This window comes from Pseudaeromonas paramecii (genome assembly GCF_039540575.1).
GTDB lineage: Bacteria > Pseudomonadota > Gammaproteobacteria > Enterobacterales > Aeromonadaceae > Pseudaeromonas > Pseudaeromonas paramecii.
Window position 1 is genome coordinate 91,910 of sequence record NZ_BAABFC010000017.1, and the last position, 26,260, is coordinate 118,169.

Sequence of the window (26,260 nt, forward strand, 5' to 3'; positions counted from 1 at the left end):
CGGCAGGCAATAAAAAAGCTCGCCGATCGGCGAGCTTTTTTTATCGAAGCTGGGCTTACTTCTTGATACGCATAACCGGGGTTTCACCCACGGTGACCGCGCCGCTCAGCTTGGTCAGGACCTTGATGTCATCCATGTTGGAGATGACCACCGGAGTCAGGGTGGACTTAGCCTTGGCTTCCAGCACCGCCAGATCGAACTCGATGATGGTGTCGCCCTTCTTCACTTGCTGGCCTTCGGCCGCGATGCGAGTGAAACCTTCGCCCTTGAGCTCAACGGTATCGATACCGAAGTGTACAAACAGCTCGATACCGGTATCAGACTCGATAGAGAAGGCGTGGTTGGTTTCGAAAATCTTGCCGATGGTGCCGTCGCAGGGGGCAACCATCTTGTTGCCGGCCGGCTTGATGGCGATGCCATCGCCCACGATCTTCTCGGCAAACACCACATCCGGTACGTCTTCGATCGGTACGATCTCGCCAGACAGAGGTGCGAAGATTTCGATGCCGCCGTTATCACTGCTATCGTCGGACACCAGTTTTTTCAGTTTGTCGAACAAACCCATGGCTTTTGCTCCTGAGAGTTGTTTTTTAGCTGTTTATCCGCAGATATTAACAGACAGCCTTACGCTTAACAAAGTTGTCAATCACGGCTTCTACTTCCGCGATGGTGGCACTGGCCAGCGCCTGTTCGGCCATGGCCTTCACCTCAGCATAGTTGCTGCTGCGGATGATCTGCTTGACGCGCGGGATTGACATGGCACTCATGGAGAATTCGTCCAGCCCCATGCCCAGCAGCAGCAGGGTTGCTCTGTCATCGCCTGCCAGCTCGCCACACATGCCGGTCCACTTGCCTTGGGCATGGGAGGCATCGATGACCTGCTTGATCAGGTTCAGAACAGACGGCGACAGGGGGTTGTACAGGCCGGAGATCAGCTCGTTACCACGGTCTACAGCCAGGGTGTACTGGGTCAGGTCGTTGGTGCCGATGGAGAAGAAGTCCGCTTCTTTGGCCAGGTGATTGGCGATGATGGCAGCCGCGGGGGTTTCAATCATCACGCCCACTTCGATGTTCTCATCGAAGGCATGGCCTTGAGTGCGCAGCTCTTCCTTCAGCTCGGCGATCTCCTGCTTCAGGGCGCGGAGTTCTTCCACAGAGATGATCATGGGGAACATGATGCGCAGCTTGCCATAGGCGGAAGCGCGCAAAATGGCCCGCAGCTGGGTGTGCATGATGTCCTTGCGGTCAAAGAAGATCCGCACGGCACGCCAGCCCAGGAAGGGGTTCATCTCCTTGGGGAACTTCATGTAAGGCAGTTCCTTGTCACCACCTATGTCCATGGTACGGACAATGATGGGGTGATCCGGCATGGATTCAGCCACTTCCTTATAGGCCTGATACTGCTCCTCTTCGGAGGGCAGGGCATCACGGTCCATGAACAGGAATTCGGTACGGTACAGACCAACACCTTCGGCGCCATTGCGATGGGCGCCATCCATGTCCTTGATGGTCCCAATGTTGGAGCACACTTCAACTCGGTGACCATCCAAAGTCACGGCTGGCAGCTCACGCAGCTTGGCCAGTTCCGCCTTTTCATCCTGGTACTTTTGCTGGGCAGACTGCAGCTTGGCCAGCTCTTCCTCGGACGGGTTGATGTACACCTTGTTGTGCAGAGCGTCCAGCACCAGGAAATCCCCGGTTTTGACCAGCTCGGTCACATTGTTGGTGCCCACGATGGCCGGCAATTCCAGGGAGCGCGCCATGATGGAGGTGTGAGAGGTACGACCGCCGATGTCGGTAACGAAACCACGTACATAGTTGAGGTTGATCTGGGCGGTCTCAGAAGGTGTCAGATCCTTGGCTACCAGGATGACTTCTTCATCAATGGTGCTGAGGTTGACGATATCCATGCCCAGGGCATTCTTAACCAGACGCGTACCGATATCACGGAAGTCGGTGGCCCGCTCACGCAGATAGGGATCATCCAGCTCAGCCATCATGGCTGCGTACTGCTCGATCACTTGGTGAATGGCCTTGTCAGCGCTGACCAGTTCATCCCGGATCAGGGACAGGATGTCGCCTTCCAGCTCTTCATCTTCGAGCAACATGATGTGCCCTTCGAAGATGGCTTCCTTCTCTTCACCGAAGGTTTTGCCAGCCATCTCTTTGATGGCATGCAGTTGCTGGGAGGATTTAGTGCGGGCATCGTAGAAACGCGCCACTTCACCGTCGACTTGCGCCGCAGTGATAGGGGTTTGGTTGATAACGATTTCATCTTCTTTCAGAAGAAGGGCCTTCGCAAATGCGATGCCTGGCGATGCCAAGATACCAGTGATCATAGCCGTACCTGCTAGATTGAGAACAACGACAAAGGACGAGATAAAGGAAGAGCTGGAATTATTCCAGCTCAGCCATCAGGGCAACCAGTTTTTCAACGGCTTTCTGGGCGTCGGGGCCGTCAGCCTGGATGGTCACGTTGGTACCCTTGGTCAGCCCCAGGGTCTGCAGCTTGAACAGGCTCTTGGCGCTAGCAGACTTGCCGCCGCTGATGACATTGATGTCGCTTTGAAACTCTTTGGCTTCCTTGACGAACTGGGCAGCCGGACGAGTGTGGAGACCGTTTTCAGCAGTAATGACGACAGATTTCTCAAACATGTGTTCACCCCAATGTTGATGATGACAGTCGTAGTGGTCAGTGCCTTCACCACGACAGCGTTGCGTTAAAAAGCGTCTCTGGTGTCTTGGGTTGGTTTGTGCGATTTGTAAAGTAGTAGGTAATAACCAACCCGCCAGTAGCTCGGGATTATGCCCTGCCAGCCCTAGCGGCAAAAGCGCCCCCCCCCTGTTTGCAACAAAAAATAGCCGGTAGTTACTTTTTGATACGATGGATTCAGCTTTGTTCAGCTTACTGGCCGGATCCTCGTATCCACGCGTCGTTTTATGGGTTTTTTCTACTTAAGAGCCTAGTTCAGATAATAAAAAAAGAGCGCCAACCAGGGGCGCTCTGTTTGCGAGATAAGACACAGTTTCGGATTATTGCTGGTTTTCCTGCTCGGAGAAGATCCCCTGGAACAGGGCGGTAGACAGATACCGCTCGCCAGAGCTGGGCAGGATCACCACTATGGTCTTATCGGCAAATTCCGGCAGCTCGGCAATCCGATTGGCGGCTACCACGGCGGCGCCTGAGCTGATCCCCGCCAGTATGCCTTCTTCTTCCATCAGACGACGGGCCATGGCGATGGCGTCATCGCTGGCGACTTGCTCGACGCGATCCAGCAGGCTCAAATCCAGATTGCCCGGGATAAATCCGGCACCGATGCCCTGGATCTTGTGTGGGCCAGGCTTGATCTCCTCGCCGGCCAGTTTTTGGCTGATGACTGGAGACTCTTTGGGTTCTACCGCCACGCTGGTGATGGCTTTGCCCTGGATCTGCTTGATGTAGCGCGAAACACCCGTGATGGTACCGCCGGTGCCGACACCTGCGACTATCACATCGACTTCGCCGTCTGTGTCTTCCCAGATCTCCGGACCCGTGGTCTTGACATGGATTTCCGGGTTGGCCGGGTTTTCGAACTGTTGCAGCAGCAGGTAGCGTTCTGGGTTGGCGTCACGAATTTCCTCCGCCTTGGCCACGGCACCTTTCATGCCCAATGCGGCCTCGGTCAGCACCAAGTTGGCACCCAGCGCCTTGAGCAGCTTGCGGCGTTCCAGACTCATGGAGGCCGGCATGGTCAGGGTGATGGGGTAACCGCGAGAGGCCGCTACGAAGGCCAACGCAATACCGGTGTTGCCGCTGGTGGGTTCAATGATTTCCTTGCCCGGACCCAGCAGGCCTTTTTGCTCGGCATCCCAAATCATGTTGGCACCGATACGGCATTTGACGCTGAAGCTGGGGTTACGGCTTTCGACCTTGGCCAACACGCGGCCCTTGCTGACACGGTTGAGTTTGACCAGTGGGGTATGGCCTATGGTCAAGGAGTTGTCTTCGTAGATCTTGCTCATGACTCGCTGTCCCTTTCATCTCGTCGGTTGATGTTTGTTAGATTAATCATAAAAACACCAAGAGGAAGTGACTTTTTGTTATATCAATATGTAATTGCAGACTATACCAGCCTGAATTCCGCCCCCTTGCGAAAAAGTCTCAATTGACTCAGCATGTCCATCTTGGTGACTTGTGGCCAACGGCCTCCTTTCCATTCAATGGCTCAGGGGCGGATTTGCTAACACAGATGTTGTCAGCATGGTGAAACGGCGCTGCTACAGGCAAAATAGCGCCAATCTATCCCTGTGATGGGGATTGGCGTAGATGGAGAACTTAAGATGCGTGTTTGGATGCAGTCGCTGACGTGTTTTGTGCTGCCTGTGATGATGCTGTGCTCGGGTAGCGCGGTGGCTAGCCAGGCGGCGGTGAGCGAGACCCGCCCGCAGCCGGCACTGGCCATGCCGCTGCCGTCGATCGCGGAGCGGGAGGAGCTGGCACAGCAACTGCTGGAGCTGGCGTTGGCCGATGTGCATCCCAAGTTCAATCAGCTGTGGTTGCAACTGGTTTCGGGGCAGCATGGTCAGGATGCCCAATGGTATGCCGATCTGTACGGCGTCATGGCCCAGTTTCGCCGCCAGTGGCACGGGATCGATTGGCAGCGGCGGGAGCGTCTCGAGCTGACCGGGCTGGATTTAACCGTCAACCCCGACGATCTGGCGCGATACCAAAGGGCACTGCAGGCTGGGCAATTGACACCCCTGCTGGATGAGAGCCAGCCCCAGGTTGCCAATTACCAGGCCATGCGAACTAATCTGCTGCGTCTGCTGGACATGGCCAGGCAAGGGGCTTGGCCGGTCACCGCAGGTAAAACCTTGCATCCTGATGAAGCGGACACCCTGGTACCGCAGCTCAAGTATCTACTGGCGCGTACCGGTGATTTGCCCTCAGCCGATCAAGATATTCTCTACGATGCCGCGACGGTGGAGGCGGTGAAGGCATTTCAGCGTCGCCACGGTCTGGCGGTGGATGGCGTGGTGGGGAATCACACCTGGTTCTGGCTCAACGTCAAGCCCCAGGAGCGTGCCGTGATCCTGGCGCGAACCCTGCTGCGGCGTGACATGGGGCCATTGAGTTATCCTCGCTACATTCTGGTTAACCTGCCGGAATACCGGCTGCGTCTGTTGCAGGACGGGCAGCCGCTGATGACCAGTCGGGTGATTGTCGGTCAGGTCAAGCGCCAGACGCCCATCCTCTCCAGCCAGATCGCCAGTGTGGTGGTGAATCCGGCCTGGCATGTGCCGCGCAGCATTCTCAAGAAGGACATAGTGCCCAAGTTGGCTAGGGATCCGTCCTACCTCGAGAAGGAGCAGTTTGATGTCATTGACTATGAGGGGGCTCAGGTCCCGCCTGACAGCATTCCCTGGGAGCATGCCCTGGCGGCCGGTTTTCCCTATCAGCTGCGGCAGCGGCCAGGGGACCACAACGCCTTGGGGCGCTATAAGTTCTACTTGCCCAATAATGACGATATCTATTTGCACTCCACCTCATCGCCCCGCCTGTTCAATAAAGACAGTCGGGCCATCAGCTCTGGCTGTGTGCGGGTAGAGCAGGCGGCTGAATTGGCTCACCTGCTGTTACAAGGTTCCGCTTGGACCGATGAGCGGTTGGGCAACCTTCTTGAAGAAACCACCACCAAGTGGCTGCCGTTGCGCAACCCTGTGCCGGTGTTTACCGTCTATTGGCGCAGTTGGTTGGATGACCAGGGACAGTTGCAGTTCCGCGATGACATCTATGGCTTTGATGCCGGATCACGGATGGGGGATAGCCAGGTGATGGCCAGCCTGTTGGCGGTGCAAAAAAGTTAACTGTCTCGATTGGCTATCTCAACCTGTGAGTCAGTGCAAAGAAATAACAATTTATGCTGATTATCGGGGCCAATTGAGATTTGTCTGCTACTAAGGGTTTGACATCCCCCCCTGAACCTGTGACTTTCCCCAAGTTGCCTGCCTGTTGTGTGACGGGCGGCTGTGGGCAAATGACGTTCTGGTATGGGGTGAAAGCAGATGGAACAGTGTGATATCAGTAGGCGACGTTTGCTACTGGGCGCCGGTTGCCTGTTGGCGAGCAGCCTGTTGCCGGTGAGTGCCTTGGCCAGCCAGACCGCACCTGTGCGTAAGTTGCGCCTGTACAATCCGCATACCGGCGAGCGTGTCAGTGCGGCCTATTGGGAAAACGGTCATTACGATCACGGTACCCTCAAAGAGTTCAGTCATCTGATGCGCGATTATCGTGCCAATCAGCTGCACAACATAGACCCCAAGCTGTTTGACCAGCTGTTCGAGCTGCAGCGCAAGCTGGGCTCCTCAAAAGACATTCATGTGATCTGCGGGTATCGCTCGCCGCATACCAATGCGGTATTGCGTAGCAAGAGCAAGGGCGTCGCCAAGAAGAGCCTGCATATGACGGGGCAGGCCATCGATCTGGCCATTCCGGGCGTCAACTTGGCGCGTGTTCGCCAAGCGGCCTTGTCCCTCAAAGCGGGGGGCGTGGGTTACTATCCTCGTTCCGGGTTTGTGCATGTGGACACAGGTCAGATACGTCATTGGTAACCAATTGGATAGAACACAAAAGGCGCCGTCGGCGCCTTTTGTGTTCTTCGGGTGGGATTAACGGCCAGACAGCATGCCGTCTCTGTGCTGCTCTACCCACATGAGGGTTGCTCCGCAGACGGCGATGGGCATCACCACCAGATTGAGCAGGGGAACCGTGGTGACCAGAGTCACAACGGCGCCAAAGCCCAATGTGCTGATACGACGCTGCCCCAGCGCTTGGCGCATCGTGTTGAAGGGGATCTTGTGGTTATCGAAGGGGTAATCACAGTACTGGATACTCATCATCCAGGCGCCAAACACAAACCAGAGAACAGGGGCCAGAGTCTGCCCGACCACGGGAATGAAAAACAGCACCAGACAGCCCAACGCTTTGGGCAGGAAGTACTTAAATTTCAGCCACTCCCGTTTGAAGATCCGCGGCAGATCCTTGATGAGTGCCGTCACGCTGGTGTCCGGCAGGGCTTGCCCGGTGAGGTGCTGCTCTACTCGCTCCGCCAGCAGGCCATTGAAGGGGGCGGCAATCCAGTTGGCTAGGGTGCCGAACAAGATGGCGACGCACAGCAAGAGGACCAGGATGGCCAGCGGCCAGAGCAACCAGCTAAGCCAGCTTAGCCAGTGGGGCAGGCCGTTTTCCAGCCAGTGATTGAGATTGCCTATCTGATAAACGGCGGCCCACAGTGCCAGGGAGAAGAGGACGATATTGGCGAGCAAGGGCAGCAAGACGAACTGCCGCAGGCCAGGCTGGACGATCAATTTGGCGCCGGTGAGAAAATAGCCTAGACCGCTTCGGCGGGACAGATTTTGGATCATCTTGATTTCCAATAGATTGGTTGTCAGCCAGATATTACAAACAGCCGTAGGTTTTGGTAAAGTCAGCACTGTTTTGCAACATCCTATTCCCGACTGGGGCAAGGGTCGACGAGCTGGTTCTGGCCGTACCAGACAGTCAGGGCCTGACGTAGTAAGATGTAGCAACTGACTCCCGTTTCGAGCTGTGCTCAAACGTGGACACACTTGGATTGGAATGAGACTCTGCAATGCAGGATTTGCGAATCGTATTAGTCATCATCGGCGCCTTGGCCATTGCCGCCTTGGTGATCCATGGACTCTGGACCAGCCGCAAGAATCGTCGCTCGCCCATCAAGGAGAAACCCTTGGGCAAGATGATGCAGGAGCCCAAGCTGGCTCAGGGCACCAAGGACGTGGATGGTTTTGACCAGGACGGCATCGGCAAGGTTCGCATCATCTCCCGTCGCGGCGAGCCCGTCGGGGCGGCTGATCCCCTGGTGGATGAGGCGCTGCCCGGCCTGAGTGCCGATGAGCGCATCGAGCCCATGGTGGCGGCTGAGCCTGTAGTGGCCGCCATGCCTGAGACACCGCCATCGGTGCAGACTCCGTCTCCCAGTCACCCGAGCCACCACACCGAGTGGCGGCAACCGACCTATGCCCAGTGGCAGGACGTTTACGTCATCAACGTCATGGCTCGCGGTGAACAGCAGATCCCCGGTGTGAAACTGGCCGAGGTGCTCAAGCTGTTGGGCTTCTGCTACGGCGAGATGTCCATCTACCATCGTCATCTGGAGATGAACGGTCAGGGCGAGGTCCTCTTTAGCCTGATCAACATGGTCAAGCCAGGCACCTTCAATCCTGACAGCATGGCGAGCTTCCAGACCCCCGGCATTTCCTTGTTTATGCAATTGCCGGCCAAGGGGCGTGGTTTGGCGCATTTCGAGCTGATGCTGCGGGCGGCGGACAAGCTGGCCAGTGAGCTGGATGGCATTCTCTGTGATCAGGGCCGTCAGCCGCTGACTGAAGACAGTCTGAACCGTTATCGCGATCAGCTGCGCAGTTACGACAGCCATTGAGCCGTGGCCACAAGACAACCTAGGTGCGGCTTGAGGCCGCACTTTTTATTGGTAGCACTCAGATGAACGAGATCCAAGCACGCATTACGGCCCTGCGGGGGCAACTTAGTCGCTGCGAATACGAGTATTACGTGCTGGATGCGCCCTCCTTGCCGGATGCCGAGTACGATCGCCTGTTTCGTGAGCTGGCCATGCTGGAGGCCGCGCATCCGGAATACCTGGATGCCAGCTCCCCCACACAACGGGTGGGGGGCAAGCCTGCCGAGGGTTTTAGCCAGGTCAGTCATGCCATTCCCATGCTGTCACTGGATAACATCTTCGATGATGAGGGGCTGGTGGCCTTCTGTCGGCGGATTGGCGAGCGGCTGGGCAGCCAGGCGCCGTTGACCTTCTGTGCCGAGCCCAAGCTAGATGGACTGGCGGTCAGCCTGCTGTACGAGGAAGGGCGCCTGACACGGGGAGCCACCCGGGGTGACGGCAGCACAGGGGAAGACATCACCCTCAACGTGCGTACCGTGCGGGCGATCCCCTTGCAGCTGCAGGGGGAGGGGTGGCCACGACGGCTGGAGGTGCGGGGCGAAGTCTTCATGCCCAAGGCGGGGTTTGCGGCCTGGAATGCCCAGGCCTTGGCCCAGGGGGGCAAGGTCTTTGCCAATCCGCGTAACGCGGCGGCAGGGAGCCTGCGCCAGCTGGATCCGGCCATCACCGCCAGCCGGCCGTTGGCCTTTTACGCCTACGGTATCGGTCTGTGTGAGCCGGATGAGCTGGGGGGCTCCCATTATCAGCGCCTGCAGCGACTCAAGTCCTGGGGCCTGCCGGTGTGCGATCGGGTGCGGCCTGTGCTGGATGCGGCCGGTTGCCAAGCCTATCACGATGAGATACTGGCTGGCCGTGATGGCTTGCCGTTCGAAATTGATGGCGTGGTGTTCAAGGTGGACGATCTGAGCCAGCAGGCCCAGCTGGGTTTCGTGGCGCGGGCGCCGCGCTGGGCGGTAGCCCACAAGTTCCCAGCCCAGGAGGAGATCACCCAAGTCAAGGACGTGGAGTTTCAGGTCGGTCGTACCGGCGCCATTACGCCCGTGGCCCGACTCGATCCCGTCTTCGTGGGGGGGGTGACCGTCTCCAATGCCACCTTGCACAATGCCGACGAGATAGCCCGGTTAGGCTTGCTGATCGGTGACAGTGTCATCATCCGCCGTGCCGGGGATGTCATACCCCAGATCGTCGCCGTGGTGTTAGAGCAGCGGGATATTGAACAATGTCGGGAGATTCTGTTCCCTGAGGTCTGCCCTGTGTGTGGCTCTGAGGTCGAGCGGCTGCCTGGCGAGGCGGTGACCCGTTGCAGTGGCGGTCTCTACTGCGCCGCCCAGCGCAAGGAGGCCCTGCAGCATTTCGTGGCGCGTCGCGCCATGGACATTGAAGGGCTGGGGGAGAAGCTCATCGACCAGCTGGTTGACCAGGCATTGGTGCACAATCCGGCAGATCTGTTCCGCCTGACGCTTGATGCCTTGCTGGGCCTGGAGCGGATGGGGGAGAAATCGGCCAACAAGTTATTGGCGGCCATCGACCAGGCCCGCCTCACCAGCCTGCCCCGTTTTCTGTTTGCATTGGGGATTCGGGAGGTCGGGGAGGCCACCGCACTGGGGCTGGCCCAACATTTTCGCTCGCTTGAGGCCATTACCGAGGCATCAGTGGAGCAGCTGCTGCAAGTGCCGGATGTGGGGGAGGTGGTGGCCAAGCATGTCTACTACTTCTTCCGGCAACCCCACAATCAGGAGGTGCTGTCGGCCCTGTGTCTGCCCAAAGAGCAAGGCGGCGCGGGGATCCACTGGCCGGCCATGCCGGAGCGGGCGGCCTCAGCCCAACCGCTGGCGGGCAAGACGGTCGTACTGACAGGCACCTTAACTCAGATGAGTCGGGATGAGGCCAAGCAGGCGTTGCAGGCCCTGGGGGCCAAGGTGGCGGGCTCGGTATCGGCCAAGACCAGTGCCGTGGTGGCAGGGGAGGCCGCCGGCTCCAAGCTGGCCAAGGCCCAGGAACTGGGCATTCCCGTGTTTGATGAGGCAACCTTGATTGCCTGGCTGGCGGATCCGGCCAGTGTGGCGTTGTGAGGCGACCAAAATAAAAAAGCGCCGTTGGGCGCTTTTTTTATCGCGGGCGATGGGAGAGCCCCGGCAGAACAGCTGTGGCTTACAGGCTCTGGGTAAAGGTACGGGTGATGACGTCCCGTTGCTGTTCCGGGGTCAGGGCGTTAAAGCGCACGGCATAGCCGGACACGCGAATGGTCAGCTGCGGATACTTTTCCGGATTGGCCACGGCATCTTCCAGGGTTTCACGACGCAGTACATTCACGTTGAGGTGCTGACCACCTTCGAGCTTGGGCTCGAGCTTCACCGGAATTTCGCGGTATTCAATCTGTCCCAGGGTATTGATGGCCACCACCTGATCTTCGGTGTAGTCGCCCTTGGCACACAGGCAACGCGCCTCTTGATTGGCATCGTCCAGCAACCAGAAAGAGTTGACCAGTGCATCGTTGGCCGCTTGAGTGATTTGGATACCCTTAACCATGATAGTGCTCCTATGGATTTGAATGGTGGCGCATCCGGTTTCAGCTATCGACAGCTGGGTCCATACGCCAGGACAAAGATGGCGGCACCTGGGCGCCGTCAATCATGTATCTATGATGCTACATTAGTAAATTTACGAACATGCCGCAAGAGTCAATGGCCACATAAGTCCCATGGAATAGGTCGAATTTATTGATCTAAGTCAATAAATATCCAGTTTCATGATTCTAATCAACTCGCGACATCCATCAGAAATCACCAATCTAGTAATTTTACTACAAATCACGGTTGTGACCTGGGTCCTTGCCTGGGGCTGTCGGTCTGTCTATTCTGTGTGCCATTGTTTTTCTTAGTGAATCCTCTGTTATGACCGTATGGCGTGATGTGATCGGTGTAGAAAAGGCTCAGCCCTATTTTCAGGAGACCCTGGAGTTTGTGCGGCGGGAGCGGGAGCTGGGCAAGGTGATCTACCCGCCGGCGGCGGACGTGTTCAATGCCTTCAAGTTTACCGAGTTCGATCAGGTCAAGGTGGTGATCCTGGGGCAGGATCCCTACCATGGCCCCAATCAGGCGCACGGCCTCTGTTTTTCTGTGCTGCCGGGGGTACCCGCGCCACCCTCCTTGGTGAACATTTATAAGGAGCTGGCACGGGATCTGCCCGATTTTCAGATCCCTAACCACGGTTACCTGGCCAGTTGGGCGCAGCAAGGGGTGCTCTTGCTCAATACTGTGCTGACGGTGGAGGCGGGTAAGGCCCACTCTCATGCCGCCTTGGGCTGGGAGACCTTCACCGATCGCGTGATTGCCGCGTTGGATGCCCAGCGTAGCGGCATCGTCTTTCTGCTGTGGGGGGCCCACGCCCAGAAGAAGGGGCGCATCATCGACCGGCAGCGCCATCATGTGCTGACGGCACCCCATCCCAGCCCCTTGTCAGCCCACCGCGGCTTCATCGGTTGTGGCCACTTCACCCAGGCCAACGCCCTGTTGAGTGCCCAGGGTTTGAGCCCCATCGATTGGCATCTGCCACGGCAGGTGACGGCCCTGTCGGGTTCGTGACCCAGGTTGCGCTTTTTGGCGAGGGCGGCACGCCTCCCAGTCAAGGGCGCTATACTGGCGGGGTGATCACAGAGCCAACGTGAGGAGCCCCCATGCTGGATGGTTTGCACCAAGAACATATCAATATGGCACGCCTGCTGCGTGATGTGCTGAGCTACCTGAGCGAGGTGTCGGACAGGCAGCACCATCCCAAGGAAGACGTCATCTACGACTACTACCTCAAGTATCGCTGTCAGGATCCTGACATGCCCACCCAACTGCTGGAGGAGCACCAGAAGCTGATCACCGCCGGTGCCGAGTTGCGGGAGCTGGTGGAGATGATTCTGATGGATGCGGTGATACCGCAGGATCAGATGGCGGCCAAGCTGGAGCAGTTTATCGTGCTGCAACAGCGACACCTGGATTATGAGGAAAAAGAGGTCTTTCCTTTGCTGCGTCAATCCCTCACCGAGGATGATTGGCGGCACATAGAGCAGAGCTGGCACAACTCCGGCGCCGAAGATCCCCTGTTTGGGCATCAGGTCGCCGAGCGCTACCGGGATCTGTTCGAACGGCTGCAGCACAACCACGACTGAACGGCTGCTTCGCCAGAAGGCAATAAAAAAGCGGCGCCATGGGCGCCGCTTTTTATCTTAGAAATCGAGGTCTCCTGCCAGAACATCGAAGCCGATGTCGATCTCCTGGAGCTCCTTCTTGAGTCGGAACTTCTCCTTGAGGGTTTCAATTTCGCGCCAGCGTCGTTTGCCCGCCGGGGCGCCACGACCGCGTGACTCAGTATCAACAACTACGCTTTCTTCAACATCCAGATCGAACCTTTCCATGGCTCCTCCTTTACCGCTGTGTAGTTATCGAGATGGGATATATCACACTCCTGGCGAGAATAAAATCGCTATAAGACGTCCTCGTGACACTCTTGGAAAAGAAAAATGACAGCCTCGTTCAGGGCTGATTTTTGTCCAGTCGTTGTTGCAGCAGGGACTCCAACTTGAGCTGATCCTGGGCAAACAGCCGGATGCCTTCCGCCAACTTGTCGGTGGCCATGGCATCCTGGTTGAGCTGCCAGCGAAACGCCGCTTCACTCAGGGGCTCGGGCCGAGGCTGGGGGGCGTGCCGAGGTTGCAGTTGACGGGGCAGCGGTTGCTGCAGGTTAGCCAGCTCATCCAGCAGCGCCGGGCTGATGGTGAGACGGTCACAACCAGCCAGGGCCATGATCTGCGCCACACTGCGGAAGCTGGCCCCCATCACTATGGTGGGGTAGCCATGGGACTTGTAGTAGTCGTAGATGCGGCGTACCGATAGCACACCCGGATCCTGCTCGGCCGGATAGTCGCCCTGAGGCTGATGCTGTTTGTACCAATCCAGGATGCGACCGACGAAGGGGGAGATGAGATAAGCGCCGGCTTCAGCGGCCGCCTGCGCCTGGGCGAAACAGAACAGCAATGTCAGGTTGCAGCGGATCCCCTCCCGCTCCAGCACCTCGGCGGCGCGGATTCCCTCCCAGGTGGCGGCCAGCTTGATCAGCACCCGTTCCTTGTCGATGCCGGCGGCCTGATAGCGGGCGATGAGCCGGCGGGCCCGGGCCACGCTGGCCTGGGTATCGAAGGAGAGGCGAGCGTCCACCTCGGTGGAGACGCAACCGGGGATCTGGCGCAGTATCTCGCTGCCCACTAGCACCGCCAGCTGGTCGCAGGCCAGGGCCAGAGTCTCTTGTTCGTGGGGTGCCCCTTGTTGCCGGGCCCAGGCCATCGCCTGCTCCAGCAGCGGGGCACAGCGTTCACTCTGGGCGGCCTTCAGCAGCAGGGAGGGGTTGGTGGTGGCATCTTGGGGGTGAAGGCGGGCGATGGCATCCACATCGCCGGTATCGGCCACCAGGGTGGTCATCTGTTGTAACTGGGATAATACGCTTTGCATCGATAGGTCCTTATGCGCTTGGCTTCCCTCGGGGCTCTCAGTTAACGAATCTTTGACATATAAAGCAAATCCAGCTAACAAATAGGCGGGGGCAAGCGATTTTTTCACCGGCTAAACTGCCTTGGCATACGCTGGGCAGGCGGGGGATCGCCCGCTGTGGTAGAGTCCCTCCCTTAATTGGCCGCCGGGCTCAGGCCAGGTCGGCAACAGCGAACCTAGGATTAGAGGACGCCTGTCAGATGGACAACATCATCAATTTCATCAACGACCTGATGTGGGGCACTGTGCTGGTGTACCTGCTCATCGGTGTCGGTCTCATGTTCACCATTCGCCTGGGCTTTATTCAGTTCCGGCATTTTGGCCACATGTTCAGTGTGCTGCGGCACAGCCGGGTGGCAGATACCTCCGGCATCTCCTCCTTCCAGGCGCTGTGTACTGGCCTGGCGGCGCGGGTGGGGACCGGCAACCTGGCGGGGGTGGCCGTGGCCATCTACCTGGGCGGACCTGGGGCCATCTTCTGGATGTGGATGATCGCCCTCATCGGCATGGCCACCGCCTTCGTGGAGAGCACGCTGGCCCAGCTGTACAAGGTGAGGGATGACAAGGGCATCTATCGGGGCGGGCCGGCCTACTACATGGAGCGGGGCCTGGGGGCGCGCTGGATGGGGGTCATGTTCTCCCTCTTTCTGATCCTGGCCTTTGGTCTGGTGTTCAACGCCGTACAGGCCAACTCCATCAGTGCCGCCATGACCGAAGCCTTCGCCGTGCCGACCTGGGCGACGGGACTGGCCCTGGTGCTGCTCACGGGTCTTATCATCTTCGGCGGTATCCGGGCCATCGCCCGTTTCTCCGAGTTGGTGGTGCCCTTCATGGCGCTGGCCTATATCCTGATGGCCCTGGTGGTGGTGCTGATGCACCTGCCGCAGCTGCCGGGCGTCTTCCTGCTGGTGGTAAAGTCAGCCTTTGGTCTTGAGCAAGCGGGCTCCGGTGCCGTGGGCTATGCCATCTCCCAGGCCATGATGCAGGGCATCAAGCGCGGGCTCTTCTCCAACGAGGCGGGCATGGGCTCGGCGCCCAACACCGCCGCCACCGCCAGCCCCTATCCGCCGCACCCGGCCTCCCAGGGCTATGTACAGATGCTGGGGGTGTTCCTGGATACCCTGGTGATCTGTACCGCCACCGCCGCCATAGTGCTGCTGTCGGATCAGGTACAACCGGGCTCCGGGGTGACGGGCATCGCCCTGACCCAGAAGGCGCTCACCAGCCACATCGGCGGCTTTGGCAATTACTTCATCGCCATCTCGCTGTTCTTCTTCGCCTTCACCTCCATAGTGGCCAACTATGCCTACGCCGAGAACAACCTCATCTTCCTCGAGCACAACCACCTGGCGGGCATGACACTGTTCCGCCTGTTCGTGCTGGGGATGGTGATGTTTGGCGCCGTGGGTGAGCTGCCTCTGGTGTGGGCCATGGCGGACGTCTCCATGGCACTGATGGCGGTGACCAACCTGGTGGCCATCTTGCTGCTCTCCGGGGTGGCCATCAAGCTAGCCAAGGATTACAACCTGCAGCGGGATAGTGGTCGCCTGCCGGTGTTTGATGTCAATAAATTCCCCGAACTCAAGCAGCAGATCGAGCCAGGAATTTGGGATGGTCAAGATAGATAATAATCCGCATCTCAGCAAACAATAAAAAAGAGGCCAAGCGCCTCTTTTTTATTTCCAGTGAAACCTGCCTGTTTTTATATTTCCATTCACTCAGTCATTAAAATAACCTAATTCAAAAATAAAAACAAAATATCAAGTAAAACAGTGATTTGAATTTATCCTCCCGGTCGATCATATATTGAATAAATTCCCATCAGGCCATGGGTTTGATTCTGTGCTGGTGAACGGGTATCATAAAAATAAATCACACCATCAGGAGATTAAAACGGTCACCCCATGCATTCAAGATGTGGGTAATTAAAATTAACAGGAGAGTTTAAATATGGAAATTTTAGGCAAATCGATTTCTGCGGCCATTTTCGATATGGATGGCACCATGCTGGATACCGAGCGACTGCGCTTTGTCATGCTCAAGCAGGCCTCGGCCGAGTTGTCAGGGCAGAGCATGAGCGAAGCCTTGTTGCTGGACTCGCTGGGACTGAGCGCCGTGCGGGCCGAGGCCCTGGCCAAGGCCCTGTATGGCAAGGCCTATCCCTACGCCCAGATCCGTGCCCGGGCCGACGAGCTGGAGCTGGAGTATGTGCGCCAGCATGGCGTACCGGTGAAAGAGGGTTTGATAGACGTGCTCGAGCGGCTCAAGAAAAACGGCATCCTGCTCGCCGTGGCCACCTCCAGCCGACGGGCTATCGCACAGGAATACCTGCAACGGGGCAATCTCAGCAAGTATTTCGATGCGGTGGTCTGTGGTGATGAGGTCAGCCAGGGCAAGCCGGATCCCGAGATCTTTGTCGCCGCCGCCGAGCGGCTGACCTGCCCACCGGAGCAGTGCCTGATGTTCGAGGATTCGCAAAACGGGCTGCGTGCGGCCATCGCAGCCGGCGGTCAGCCGGTGTATATCAAGGACATCAAGGATCCCGATCTGTGTTATCGCCAGCAGGCCCTGTTCGCCGGTGAGACGCTGAATGACTTCCTGGCGGAACTCATGCCGGTGACCCGTCGATACCCCATGCCCCGACTCAACGAGCGCTTTCCCCAGAGTTGCAACCAGCTGAGTGTGGGGATCCACGGCTTCGGTGCCATGGGCGGCGGCTATCTGAGCCAGGTGTTGTCCCATTGGGATGGCTATACCCGCCCGGCGCGCATCATAGGGGTCACCGGCAATGCCTTGCTGCGCAATCTGGTCAACGCCTTCGGCCAGTTCACCGTCAACTACGAGCGCCTGGCCTTCGAGCAGACCATCAAGCGGGTGGAGCTCATCGATGCGGCAGACGAGGCGGCCATCTTAGGCATGTACCGTGCCTGTCCCCTGGTGGCCCTGTGCCTGCCGGAGTCGGCTCTCCGCCAGCAGGCGGATCTGCTGGCCCGTGCGCTGCTGGCCCGTCAGGCGGTGGCTGCCGGGCCCCTGACCCTGCTCATCGTGCTCAACAAGGTGCGTGCCGGCCAGTTTGTCCGGCAACAGATCCAGGAGGCCCTACTGCGCCGGGTCAGCCAGGCCGAGGCAGAGGCGGCGCTGGGGCAGGTCTATTTCTGCGAGACTGTGGTCAACCGCATGGTGTCCCGTCTTTCCAAACGGGCCCTGCTCAAGGCAATCCAGCACCGGCTGGCTCGACTGGATGAGACCCCGGCTCTGCCGGCCCATGCCGACGAATCCACCGGAGCTAGCGGCACGGGGGCATCGCTGAGCCTGCCGGCCATCACGGCCGTGCTGGGGGACCTGTCGGCCATCCAGCAACGGCTCGCCCGCATCAACCTGGTGTTGTTTCACAGCGAGCCGGACATGCCGCTGTACGTGAGCGATGCCAGTCCCCTGCTGGCACGGCTGCGCCAGGTCAGGGTGGTGGCGGACATCGCCAGCCTGCAGGTGATCAAGAACCGCCTGTCCAATGGCACCCACGCCATCCTGGCCTGGTTCGGCAGTCTGCTGGGTTATCAGACCATAGGGCAGGCCATGGGGGATGAGCGGGTGCAGCGCCTGGTGGAGCGCCTGCTGCGGGAGGAGATACAGCCGCTGCTGCGCTCCCGCTGGCCGCAGCATGCCGATTACATGGCGGATTTCATCCCGGCCTTCGTGCAGCGTTGCCGTCTGTCGTTCAAGGATCCCTGTGCCCGGGTGGGACGGGATCCCATTCGCAAGCTGCAGCAGGGGGAGCGGGTACTGGCCACGCTGGCCCTGGCCCAGGAGCAGGGGCTGGCCACCCCCATGCTGGAGTTGGGGTTGGCGGCGGGGTTGCTCTGGGCCCTGCAAGGGGTGGAACCGGCGGACGAGGAGGGGCGTCAGCTGCGGCAGTGGTATGCCCAAAGCGGCAGTCTGGCGCGGCTGTTGAGTCAGCGCTGGCAGTTGGCGGGCAAGTCGGTACGCTTTTGCGGTGCGGAGCAAGGCGCCCTGCTGGCTCGGCTTACCGACTTGCAGACGGAGTTTGAACAGCAGCCGGAGCGCTTCTTCGCCCGTCCCTTGGCGCCGTCGCCACAGTCACTGCTGACGGAGCCCACCCAAGATACCTTGGTTTCGGTAGAGGGCTGACGCCCCTCGGCGTAGCGGTGCCCTTAGCCCTGGGGCGCCGCCAGCCAGGATTCGAGGATCAGCTGGGCGGAGAGGGCGTCCACCTTGCCCTTCTCCAGGGCGCGGTAGCCGCCGGCCTCAAACAGCCGGGCCTTGGCATCCGTGGTGGTGAGCCGCTCATCCTGCAGGGCGATGGGCAGGTTGAAGCGGCCATGCAGGCGGTTGGCGAACTTGCGGGCCCGCTGGGTCAGGGGCTGCTCGGTGCCGTCCATGTTCAGGGGCAGGCCGATGACCAGCAGATCCGGCTGCCACTCCTTGATGAGCTTGCCGATGTCGTCCCAGTTGGGGATGCCGTCATTGGCCTTGCAGGAGCCCAGGGGGCGGGCGGAGCCGGTGATCTCCTGGCCCACCGCCATGCCTATGCTCTTGGTGCCGAAGTCAAAACCCAGCAGGGTACGCTGGCCAACCGGCTTCATGCGTGACCTGCCTGTTGCGGCATCTGCCAGATGTTGATGCCCAGGGTGGCGGTGGCGGCCTGCCACAGATCCACCATGGGGGTGTCAAACAGCAGATCCAGGCTGGCGGGTACCGTCAGCCAGCTGTTCTCCAGCAGCTCTTGCTCCAGCTGGCCGGCCTCCCAGCCGGCGTACCCCAGGGTCACCAGATACTGCTCCGGCGCGGCGTCGGTGCCCAGGGTGCTGAGGATATCCAGGGAGGTGGTGATCATCAGCTCGTCGGAGAGCTGGCGGGAGGAGTGAAAGCCCGGCTGGGGGCTGTGCAGCACGAAGCCCCTGTCGTTGTGCACCGGGCCGCCGGCCAGCACCGGCACCTCTTTCAGGTGCTCGCTGGGCTCGGGCAGTTTCATCTGTACCAGCAGATCGTACAGGTTCAGCTCCAGCGGCACATTGAGGGTCAGCCCCATGGCGCCCTCCTCGTTGTGCTCGCACAGGTAGATGACGGAGCGCTCGAAGAAGGGATCTTCGAGGCTGGGCATGGCGATGAGTAGATGATTCTGCAGATAGCTCATGAAGGGCAGTGTGTCCTTATGCTGGGGTGGGCGACCAGGCCTGGGCCAGGCGCCGCTCGATGGCGTCCATCAACTGGCCGGCGATGTTCACCGGGTAGACGGCCTCGATCTCGCGAATACAGGTGGGGCTGGTGACGTTGATCTCGGTGAGACGGTCACCAATGATGTCCAGGCCGACAAACAGCAGCCCCTTGGCCTTGAGCACCGGGCCTACCGCCCGGGCGATGGCCCAGTCGGCCTCGCTCAAGGGGCGCGGCTCGCCGCGGCCGCCGGCCGCCAGGTTGCCGCGGGTCTCTCCTCTGGCGGGGATGCGCGCCAGGCAGTAGGGCACCGGCTCGCCGTCGATGACCAGAACCCGCTTGTCGCCATCCTTGATGGCCGGCAGGTAGGTTTGGGCCATGCAATAGCGCTGGCCGTGTTCGGTCAGGGTCTCGATGATCACCCCCACGTTGGGGTCGTCGGCCTTGATGCGGAAGATGGAGGCGCCGCCCATGCCGTCCAGGGGTTTCAGGATCACATCCTGGTGCTGGCGGTGGAAGGCCCGCAGCCGCTGGGCGTTGCGGGTCACCAGCGTGGTGGGGGTGTGCTCGGCAAACCAGGCGGTAAACAGCTTCTCGTTGGCATCCCGCAGGCTCTGGGGCTTGTTCACCACCAGCACGCCGGCCTCTTCGGCCCGTTCCAAGATATAGGTGGCATAGATGTATTCGGTGTCAAACGGCGGATCCTTGCGCATCAGCAGGGTATCCAGCATGGCCAGGGGGGCATCCTCCGGCTCACCCAGGGTATACCAGCCGTTAGGATCCTCCTTGACCGTCAGGCGGCGCAGGCTGGCTCGGGCCTCGCCCTCTTCCAGATAGAGATCGCCCATCTCCATGTAGTAGAGCTCATAGCCCCGCCGCTGGGCTTCCAGCAGCATGGCGAAGCTGGTGTCCTTCTTGATCTTGATGCCCGCGATGGGGTCCATGACGATGCCGAGTTTGATGGTCATTGGGCTTCCTTATGCCAGATCGCCGAAGCGACATTGAAGGGCTGTGATGGCGGTGAGGGCCGCGGTTTCGGTGCGCAGCACCCGGGGGCCCAGCAGCACATCCACAAAGCCGGCGTTGCCGGCCTGCTGTATCTCCTCATCCGACAGGCCGCCCTCCGGACCGATGAGCAGCCGCACGCCGTGGGCCGGCACCGGCAGGGTGTTGATGCTGTAGGCGGCGCGGGGATGCAGGTTAAGCTTGAGCTCATCGCCGGGTTCGGCCAGCCAGTTGCCCAGGGCCTGCACCGGCCGGATCTCCGGCACCCGGTTGCGACCGGATTGCTCGCAGGCGGCGATGGCAATCTTCTGCCACTGTTCCACCTTCTTGTCGAACCGCTCGCCGTTTAAGCGCACGCCGCAGCGCTCGGAGATGAGGGGGGTGATGATCTGTACCCCCAGCTCCACCGACTTTTGGATGGTGAATTCCATCTTCTCGCCGCGGCTCACCACCTGGCCCAGGTGCAGGGCCAGAGGTGACTCGCATTCGTGGGCATCAAAGGCCTCGATGACGACCTCCACCTGACGCTTGCTCACCGCGCTGATGGTGGCGGCATACTGGCCGCCCTCGCCGTTAAACAGTACCAGGGACTGACCCGGCTGCATGCGCAGCACCCGACCGACATGGTTGGCGCCGTCCTCCGACAGGGCCAGCGGCTGGCCGGGGGAGAGGGGGGCGGGCTCGTAAATTCTGGGCACTCGCATCAGGGACATTGCTCCGTGATAAAGGGGTTGGCCTGGCCCTGCAACTGGGTGATGCGGCGGTTGCGCTGGCATTCCCAGGCGTCCGCCGGATATTGCTTGTTCCAGGCGTTGAACAGTTTCAGCTGTTGCTCGGCGATGCGCAAGTCGTAGCGCTGGGCCATGTACAGATAGGCGCGGGCGATGGCGCCGCGACTCGCCTCCGGCGGCTGCACCCGGCGCTTGGCAAAGTCCACCACCATGGGGCATGCACCGTACTGGTTGGCTTCGGCATTCCACTGCTGGAAGCGGTAGTTGGCCCTGTCGCCGTTCACCTCACCGATGGCGGGCACCAGGTTGTGCAGATCCCCCTCCATCTGGCGAAAGCCGGCATCGCTCTGGGCGCAGTTCTTGCGACCGCCTTGCTGCCAGCACTGGCGCTGGTGGCCGAATTCCCAGGCCGGCATCAGGTGCTCCCACTCGATGCGGGCTGCCCGCTTGGGCTGCTTGCGGGGGGCGTAGCCGCAGCTGTCCCACTCCGGCAGCATGCGCTTGCCCTCGTAACGAATGGCACAGCCGCAATAGAAGGTCACCGGATGGTCGCGATACAGGCTGACGGCCTGGCGCTTGGCCTGATTGAAATCCTGACCAACGGCCGGGAAGGCGATACAACAGGTGAGAAGACACCCCAACAACAGACTACGCAAGGCCATGACTGCACACTATGGTCGCTAAGACAAACAACAGGGGGGCTAGGATAACATCCGTGACTCAGAAGAAAAGGGCGGGGCAGGGCTTGCCTGCCGCCGACGGACAGGTAGACTCGGCCAGGTCAAACCCCAGGCCAAACAAGGGACACACAATGGAACTGAACAAGGTGATCGGATTGGGGGTGGCGGGCAACTTTGCCGGCCATCTGGAGCAGGCGGGCGAGGCCAAGGATTTCGCTCAGGTGAAGGTGGCGGATGCCACGGCCCCCAAGGCCATCTTCCCCTTCTATGTACCGGCGGCCACCGCGGGTTTTCTGTCGGTGTTCCCGCTCTCCTCCTGCCGCATTCAGACCACCGACAGTGGCGACAATCTGCAGATCGAGCCCGAGGTGGCCATTCTGTGCGATCTCACCTATCGCGACGGCCTGGTGACCGAGCTGCAGCCGGTGGCCTTCGCCGCCTATAACGACTGCTCCATCCGCAAGCCCCATGCCCGCAAGATCAGTGAGAAGAAAAACTGGGGCCCGAACAGCAAGGGGGTCGGCCCGCTGCTGCCGCTGGACAGCCTGCTGCCCGGTGGCGTGCTGGACGGTTACCGCATCGCCAGCTTCCTGCGCCGCAATGGAGAGCTGCACCCCTACGGTCAGGACAGCGCCGTGGTGGATTACAGCTACTTTCATCAGCGCCTGGTGAGCTGGCTCATCGACAAGATGAACCACCAGCAGGACGAGGGCCCCGCCGAGCACATCGCCGGGCTGCTGGCCCAGGCCGGTCACCCCCGTCAGGCGCTGATCAGCATAGGCGCCACCCGCTACACGCCGTTTGGCGAGAGCCATTATCTGCAGTCCGGTGACGAGTCCCTGGTGGTGCTTTATCCGGCGGCCGACTTTACCCCCGAGGCGGTGCAGGCGGCCCTGGCGCAGGGGCACCTGGACGCCCCCGGCGTCTCCTTGCTGCGCCAGCAGGTGGTCTAAGCGGGCCACGGCACAGCGTACCAAGACAAAGGCCAGGCAATTTGCCTGGCCTTTTGCTTGCGGGTCCCTAGCCGGCGCTGGGCTCGGGTGGATCGTGCTCCGGCGCGGCGCTCAGCAGATCCAGCTGTTCATCCTGGCTCAGCACCAGGTAGCGCTCGTACTGGCGCAGCACGTCGGCGCTGAGTTCATCCCGGGTCAGGTACTGGATGTCGTAGCCGGCCCGTCCATCGGCAAAGAAGGTCATGGGTTCGTAGATCAGCTCGTCTTGATCGTGGCTGTGGGCCGCCTCCAACGGGTTGAAGGACGGGGTGGGCCGCGCCTCGATGCGAACGCCATAGCAGAAGTCCCGGCGGCCCTCCTGGGGCACCAGCAGGCGGCACTGATGCTCGTCAATCTGCTCCACCTGGCAATCCAGGCCCCGGGCCATCAGCTCGGCACAGATGGCCTGCAGCGCCGGCAAGGCGGTCTGCTGCATGAAGCGGCGGGCATCGGCTTCGTTGGCATGGCGCAGCAGGTGATCCAGGCGGTTGCGCCACTGCTTGCCGCTCCAAAAATCCGTGGCCGGCGACAGGCGGCGGCTGGAGTGTTCCTTGTCGGCGATGAGGCCCCGCCACAGCCCCAGACAGAGCAGCAGCATGATGAAGGCAAATGGCAGGGCGGCGATGAGCGTCATGGACTGCAGGGCCGCCAGGCCACCGGTGGACATCAGGATGCCGGCGGTGGTCCCCAGCAGCAGGGCCCAGAACAGCCGCTGCCACACCGGCGAGTTCTCCTTGCCCTGGGTGGCGATGTTGTCGATGACAAAGGCGCCGGAGTCCGCCGAGGTGACGAAGAAGACGCTGATGAGGATCACCGCCAGGGCCGAGGTGATGTCGGAACCGGGCAGCAGATCGAAGAAGTTGAACAGCAGGGCATCCACGTTGCTCACCGAGTCGGCCAGGGCCTGCTCACCGCCGTGCTGGCTCAGCCAGATGGCGGTGTTGCCGAACACCGTCATCCACAACAGGTTGAAGGCGGTGGGCACAAACAGCACCCCCAGCACGAACTCCCGCAAGGTGCGGCCCCGGGAGATGCGGGCGATAAACAGGCCGACAAACGGTGACCAGGAGATCCACCAGGCCCAGTACAGCAGGGTCCAGTTGCCGAACCAGCCCGCCTGGCTGGTCTCGCTGTAGGTAAAGGTGCGGAAGGTCAACTGGGTGAGGGACGAGACATAGTTGCCTATGTTCTCCGACAGGGCGCCGAGGATGTGCTGGGTCGGGCCGAAGCACAGCACGAACAGCAGCAATGTGATGGCCAGCCCCAGGTTCAGCTCGGACAGACGCTTGACCCCCTTGTCCAGCCCCGTGACCGCCGACAGGGCGGCCAGGGCGATCACAGCGCCGATGAGGCCGAAGCGAAACAGATCCCCTGAGGTGTCCAGGCCGGTGAGCCGGGTGATGCCGGCGGAGAGCTGGAGCACGCCGTAGCCCAAGGTGGTGGCGATACCGAAGATGGTGCCCACCAGGGCGAATACGTCCACCGCGTGGCCGATGGGGCCGTGGATCTTCTCCTTGAAGATGGGGTAGAGGCCGGAGCGGATGGTCAACGGCAGGTTGTAGCGAAAGCCGAAGTAGGCCAGCACCAGGCCGACGATGGCGTAGATGGCCCAGGCATGAAAGCCCCAGTGGAAGAAGGTGGTGACCATGGCCTCCTTGGCCGCCGCCGGGGTCATGGCCTCGGCCTGGGGCGGCGAGACGAAGTGGGTCATGGGTTCCCCCACGCCAAAATACATCAGGCCTATGCCCATGCCGGCGGCAAACAGCATGGCCAACCAGGAGGTGAAGCTGAACTCGGGCCTGGCATCGTCCGGTCCCAGGCGGATGTTGCCGTAGTCGCTAAACGCCAGTACCAGCAGCAGGATCAGAAACAGCCCCACCACCAGCACATAGAACCAGCTGAAGTGGGCGGCGATCCAGCTCTGGCCGCTGCCGAAGAAACGGGCGGCGGCATCCGGCGCCAGGGCGCAGATGGCCAGCAGCAGGCCGATAAACAGCAGGCCGGGGATCAAAATGGGCAGGGACAGGGTACAGCGGGGTTTAACGGAGCCGGGTATCGTCATGACGATCTCCTCAAGGGCATGGCGGAACAGGGGCCACGATGCCAGTAGGCTGTGGCGCGCCACAGGGCTGGGTAGCGCGACGGGCTGCTTCAGCCTAGCGGATCCCTAATCCGGCTTCAATTGGAATCAAGTTCGAGGGCTGGCGGGGCTAGCCGGGGGTGGACTCGGCTGGGCGCAGGGCGGTGCGGCAATCCCGGCACAGGTAGTTGGCCTGTCCCCGCTGCACCTTGTTATGGCGGCGCAGGCTCAAGCTGTGCTCCCGGCAGGCGCAGCGGTAGGCAAAGCTGGGGCCACTCAGGCTCGAGACATCCAGATTATGGGTGACGCGGGGCACCAGGCCGAAGGTCTCGCGCATCAGCCGCTGCCACTGCACCCCGTGGGGCCGGGTGCGGCCATGGCGGGCAAACACCAGCAGGTGGGCCAGCTCGTGGGGGATCACCTCGTCGAGAAACACCTGGGGGTGGGCGGCCAGCAGCACCGGGTTGAGGCGAATCGCCCACTGGCTCAACCGGGCGGTGCCGGCCGCCTTGCCCCGCTGATTGAAGCTCAGCAGCGGCAGCGGGCGGCCCGCCGGCCATTGGCCATCACGCAACAGCCGCGTCATCCAGTCCGCCAGGCGCCGATGGCAGGCCTCTCTCAGCTCGGCATCCGGCTGGGCGGGGATGAGGCCGGGCGCATTGCGGGGCTCTGTGGGTAGGGCGGTGGCCGGGGCGGCTGGCAGGACGTGGGACATGGCATCTCCTTCAACCCGGGCATGATGCCCGGGGGGCTCGGCCAGGGCAAGTTCAGGACCGGTGACCGGGACTGGCGTCTGGTCTGGCCTGGGGCAACGACCGGGCGTGGCATCATGGGCGACCAGGCTGCCCTAGGCAGCGATTCCTTGGAGGACACATGGACTTTACCCCCGCCACCCCCGCTCATTATGCCGGTATCGCCGCCCTGGTACCGGATGCCCAGGCCCTGTATCTGGTGCATCCGGCCGGCCATTTTCCCTGGGATGCCGAGCAGTTAGCTCGTCTGGCGCAGGAGCGCTCCCACCTGACCGTGGGGCTGCTCGACGGCCAGGTGCAGGCGTTTGCCAACCTCTATCAGCTGGTGCCGGGGCGCTCGGCGTTTCTGGGCAATGTGGTGGTGGCGGAGGGGTGCCGAGGCCAGGGGCTGGGAGCGGCGCTGGTGCAGCATATGCTGGGCATCTGTGACGGACTGGGGGTGCAGCCGCACCTGTCGGTGTTTGCCAGCAACAGCCGGGCGCTCTTGCTGTACCGCAAGCTGGGATTTGTGCCCTACGAGGTGGAGGCGCGGTACGATCTGGCGGGCCAGCGGCAGGCCTTGATCCATATGCGGCTTGGGGGCTAAGAAGCAGGCGCTGTGGTCAGGCCAAGCCTGTCCTTGGCTTAACGAAGGAGCAGTCGCAACCCGGCCCACACCGCCAGGCAGGCAATCCCGCTAAAGAGCACCACCCGTGCCCAGAAGCCCCAGGGATTATCAGCGCGACGACACACTCGGCTCGCCGTACTATGCCGGATTTTGCCGGACGCTAACCCCATCAGTACTGTGTGGATCAAAAAGCCGGCGAGCGGCCA

At 60.8% G+C, this 26,260-nt stretch carries 25 protein-coding genes; 10 read left to right on the plus strand and 15 right to left on the minus strand.

All coding sequences use genetic code 11. The features are described 5' to 3' along the window. Positions 1–55 precede the first annotated feature (55 nt). The 4 genes from crr to cysK form a co-directional block, all read right to left on the minus strand. Complete coding sequence (crr, locus tag ABD847_RS12970) at positions 56–565, minus strand: PTS glucose transporter subunit IIA (protein ID WP_345013682.1); 510 nt, start codon at positions 563–565, stop codon at positions 56–58. 46 nt (positions 566–611) lie between these two features. Then, entirely contained in the window at positions 612–2,339 is a 1,728-nt protein-coding gene (gene ptsI / locus ABD847_RS12975; RefSeq protein ID WP_345013684.1) for a phosphoenolpyruvate-protein phosphotransferase PtsI, read from the minus strand. Between the two features lie 58 nt (positions 2,340–2,397). Further along, on the minus strand, positions 2,398–2,655 hold the full coding sequence (locus ABD847_RS12980) for an HPr family phosphocarrier protein (protein WP_345013686.1): 258 nt from the start codon (positions 2,653–2,655) through the stop codon (positions 2,398–2,400). 378 nt (positions 2,656–3,033) lie between these two features. Next, positions 3,034–4,002, minus strand: coding sequence for a cysteine synthase A (cysK, locus tag ABD847_RS12985; RefSeq protein ID WP_345013689.1), 969 nt, complete (start codon positions 4,000–4,002; stop codon positions 3,034–3,036). A gap of 318 nt (positions 4,003–4,320) precedes the next feature. Here cysK and ABD847_RS12990 point away from each other — a divergent pair, with 318 nt between their 5' ends. Continuing rightward, positions 4,321–5,847 (plus strand): L,D-transpeptidase family protein, encoded by a 1,527-nt coding sequence (locus ABD847_RS12990; protein WP_345013691.1) that lies wholly within the window; start codon positions 4,321–4,323, stop codon positions 5,845–5,847. A 198-nt stretch (positions 5,848–6,045) separates the two neighbouring features. Then, entirely contained in the window at positions 6,046–6,591 is a 546-nt protein-coding gene (gene mepK / locus ABD847_RS12995; protein ID WP_345013693.1) for a peptidoglycan L,D-endopeptidase MepK, read from the plus strand. A gap of 57 nt (positions 6,592–6,648) precedes the next feature. On the opposite strand, the gene cysZ is transcribed toward mepK, so the two are convergent. Further along, positions 6,649–7,404, minus strand: a complete 756-nt coding sequence (cysZ, locus tag ABD847_RS13000; protein ID WP_345013695.1) for a sulfate transporter CysZ — start codon at positions 7,402–7,404, stop codon at positions 6,649–6,651. A 227-nt stretch (positions 7,405–7,631) separates the two neighbouring features. Between cysZ and zipA the strand changes: the two genes are divergently transcribed. Both zipA and ligA read left to right on the plus strand, forming a co-directional pair. Beyond that, positions 7,632–8,459: a cell division protein ZipA gene (gene zipA, locus ABD847_RS13005; protein WP_345013697.1), complete on the plus strand. Its 828-nt coding sequence runs from the start codon at positions 7,632–7,634 to the stop codon at positions 8,457–8,459. 62 nt (positions 8,460–8,521) lie between these two features. Continuing rightward, positions 8,522–10,570, plus strand: coding sequence for an NAD-dependent DNA ligase LigA (gene ligA / locus ABD847_RS13010; RefSeq protein ID WP_345013699.1), 2,049 nt, complete (start codon positions 8,522–8,524; stop codon positions 10,568–10,570). A 79-nt stretch (positions 10,571–10,649) separates the two neighbouring features. Here ligA and grcA read toward each other — a convergent pair whose 3' ends face one another. Beyond that, on the minus strand, positions 10,650–11,027 hold the full coding sequence (gene grcA, locus ABD847_RS13015; RefSeq protein WP_345013701.1) for an autonomous glycyl radical cofactor GrcA: 378 nt from the start codon (positions 11,025–11,027) through the stop codon (positions 10,650–10,652). 365 nt (positions 11,028–11,392) lie between these two features. Between grcA and ung the strand changes: the two genes are divergently transcribed. Together ung and ABD847_RS13025 are read left to right on the plus strand one after the other, a co-directional pair. Beyond that, positions 11,393–12,082, plus strand: a complete 690-nt coding sequence (ung, locus tag ABD847_RS13020; protein WP_345013703.1) for a uracil-DNA glycosylase — start codon at positions 11,393–11,395, stop codon at positions 12,080–12,082. Between the two features lie 92 nt (positions 12,083–12,174). Next, positions 12,175–12,657: a hemerythrin domain-containing protein gene (locus tag ABD847_RS13025; RefSeq protein ID WP_345013705.1), complete on the plus strand. Its 483-nt coding sequence runs from the start codon at positions 12,175–12,177 to the stop codon at positions 12,655–12,657. A 57-nt stretch (positions 12,658–12,714) separates the two neighbouring features. On the opposite strand, the gene ABD847_RS13030 is transcribed toward ABD847_RS13025, so the two are convergent. After that, complete coding sequence (locus ABD847_RS13030) at positions 12,715–12,903, minus strand: DUF3545 family protein (protein ID WP_345013707.1); 189 nt, start codon at positions 12,901–12,903, stop codon at positions 12,715–12,717. A 118-nt stretch (positions 12,904–13,021) separates the two neighbouring features. After that, positions 13,022–13,993: a transaldolase gene (gene tal / locus ABD847_RS13035; protein WP_345013709.1), complete on the minus strand. Its 972-nt coding sequence runs from the start codon at positions 13,991–13,993 to the stop codon at positions 13,022–13,024. Positions 13,994–14,232: 239 nt separating this feature from the next. Here tal and ABD847_RS13040 point away from each other — a divergent pair, with 239 nt between their 5' ends. Both ABD847_RS13040 and mtlD read left to right on the plus strand, forming a co-directional pair. Next, positions 14,233–15,660: an alanine/glycine:cation symporter family protein gene (locus ABD847_RS13040; protein ID WP_345013711.1), complete on the plus strand. Its 1,428-nt coding sequence runs from the start codon at positions 14,233–14,235 to the stop codon at positions 15,658–15,660. A gap of 322 nt (positions 15,661–15,982) precedes the next feature. Continuing rightward, positions 15,983–18,181: a bifunctional mannitol-1-phosphate dehydrogenase/phosphatase gene (gene mtlD, locus ABD847_RS13045; RefSeq protein ID WP_345013713.1), complete on the plus strand. Its 2,199-nt coding sequence runs from the start codon at positions 15,983–15,985 to the stop codon at positions 18,179–18,181. A gap of 23 nt (positions 18,182–18,204) precedes the next feature. Here the strand turns inward: mtlD and ruvX are convergent, their stop codons facing one another. The 5 genes from ruvX to ABD847_RS13070 are packed head-to-tail and all read right to left on the minus strand — an operon-like array spanning position 18,205 to position 21,605. Then, positions 18,205–18,636 (minus strand): Holliday junction resolvase RuvX, encoded by a 432-nt coding sequence (gene ruvX, locus ABD847_RS13050; RefSeq protein WP_345013715.1) that lies wholly within the window; start codon positions 18,634–18,636, stop codon positions 18,205–18,207. Continuing rightward, entirely contained in the window at positions 18,633–19,187 is a 555-nt protein-coding gene (locus tag ABD847_RS13055) for a YqgE/AlgH family protein (RefSeq protein ID WP_345013717.1), read from the minus strand. Before ABD847_RS13055 ends, ruvX begins: the two co-directional genes overlap by 4 nt. Before the next feature lie 16 nt (positions 19,188–19,203). Then, positions 19,204–20,175 carry a glutathione synthase gene (gshB, locus tag ABD847_RS13060; protein WP_345013719.1) on the minus strand — a complete coding sequence of 324 codons (972 nt, stop codon included), beginning with the start codon at positions 20,173–20,175 and terminating at the stop codon, positions 19,204–19,206. Positions 20,176–20,184: 9 nt separating this feature from the next. Beyond that, the gene (gene rsmE / locus ABD847_RS13065) at positions 20,185–20,916 is read right to left on the minus strand and encodes a 16S rRNA (uracil(1498)-N(3))-methyltransferase (RefSeq protein WP_345013721.1); all 732 of its coding nucleotides are present in this window, start codon (positions 20,914–20,916) and stop codon (positions 20,185–20,187) included. After that, a complete protein-coding gene (locus tag ABD847_RS13070; RefSeq protein ID WP_345013722.1) occupies positions 20,916–21,605 on the minus strand; it encodes an endonuclease in 690 nt (229 codons plus the stop codon). Before ABD847_RS13070 ends, rsmE begins: the two co-directional genes overlap by 1 nt. Before the next feature lie 149 nt (positions 21,606–21,754). On the opposite strand from ABD847_RS13070, the gene ABD847_RS13075 reads away from it, so the two are divergent. Next, the gene (locus ABD847_RS13075) at positions 21,755–22,576 is read left to right on the plus strand and encodes a DUF5718 family protein (RefSeq protein WP_345013724.1); all 822 of its coding nucleotides are present in this window, start codon (positions 21,755–21,757) and stop codon (positions 22,574–22,576) included. A 67-nt stretch (positions 22,577–22,643) separates the two neighbouring features. Here ABD847_RS13075 and ABD847_RS13080 read toward each other — a convergent pair whose 3' ends face one another. After that, complete coding sequence (locus ABD847_RS13080; protein ID WP_345013726.1) at positions 22,644–24,677, minus strand: BCCT family transporter; 2,034 nt, start codon at positions 24,675–24,677, stop codon at positions 22,644–22,646. 148 nt (positions 24,678–24,825) lie between these two features. Continuing rightward, a complete protein-coding gene (locus tag ABD847_RS13085) occupies positions 24,826–25,410 on the minus strand; it encodes a SprT family zinc-dependent metalloprotease (RefSeq protein WP_345013728.1) in 585 nt (194 codons plus the stop codon). 158 nt (positions 25,411–25,568) lie between these two features. Between ABD847_RS13085 and ABD847_RS13090 the strand changes: the two genes are divergently transcribed. Next, complete coding sequence (locus tag ABD847_RS13090; protein WP_345013730.1) at positions 25,569–26,033, plus strand: GNAT family N-acetyltransferase; 465 nt, start codon at positions 25,569–25,571, stop codon at positions 26,031–26,033. The last annotated feature ends 227 nt before the right edge of the window (positions 26,034–26,260 follow it).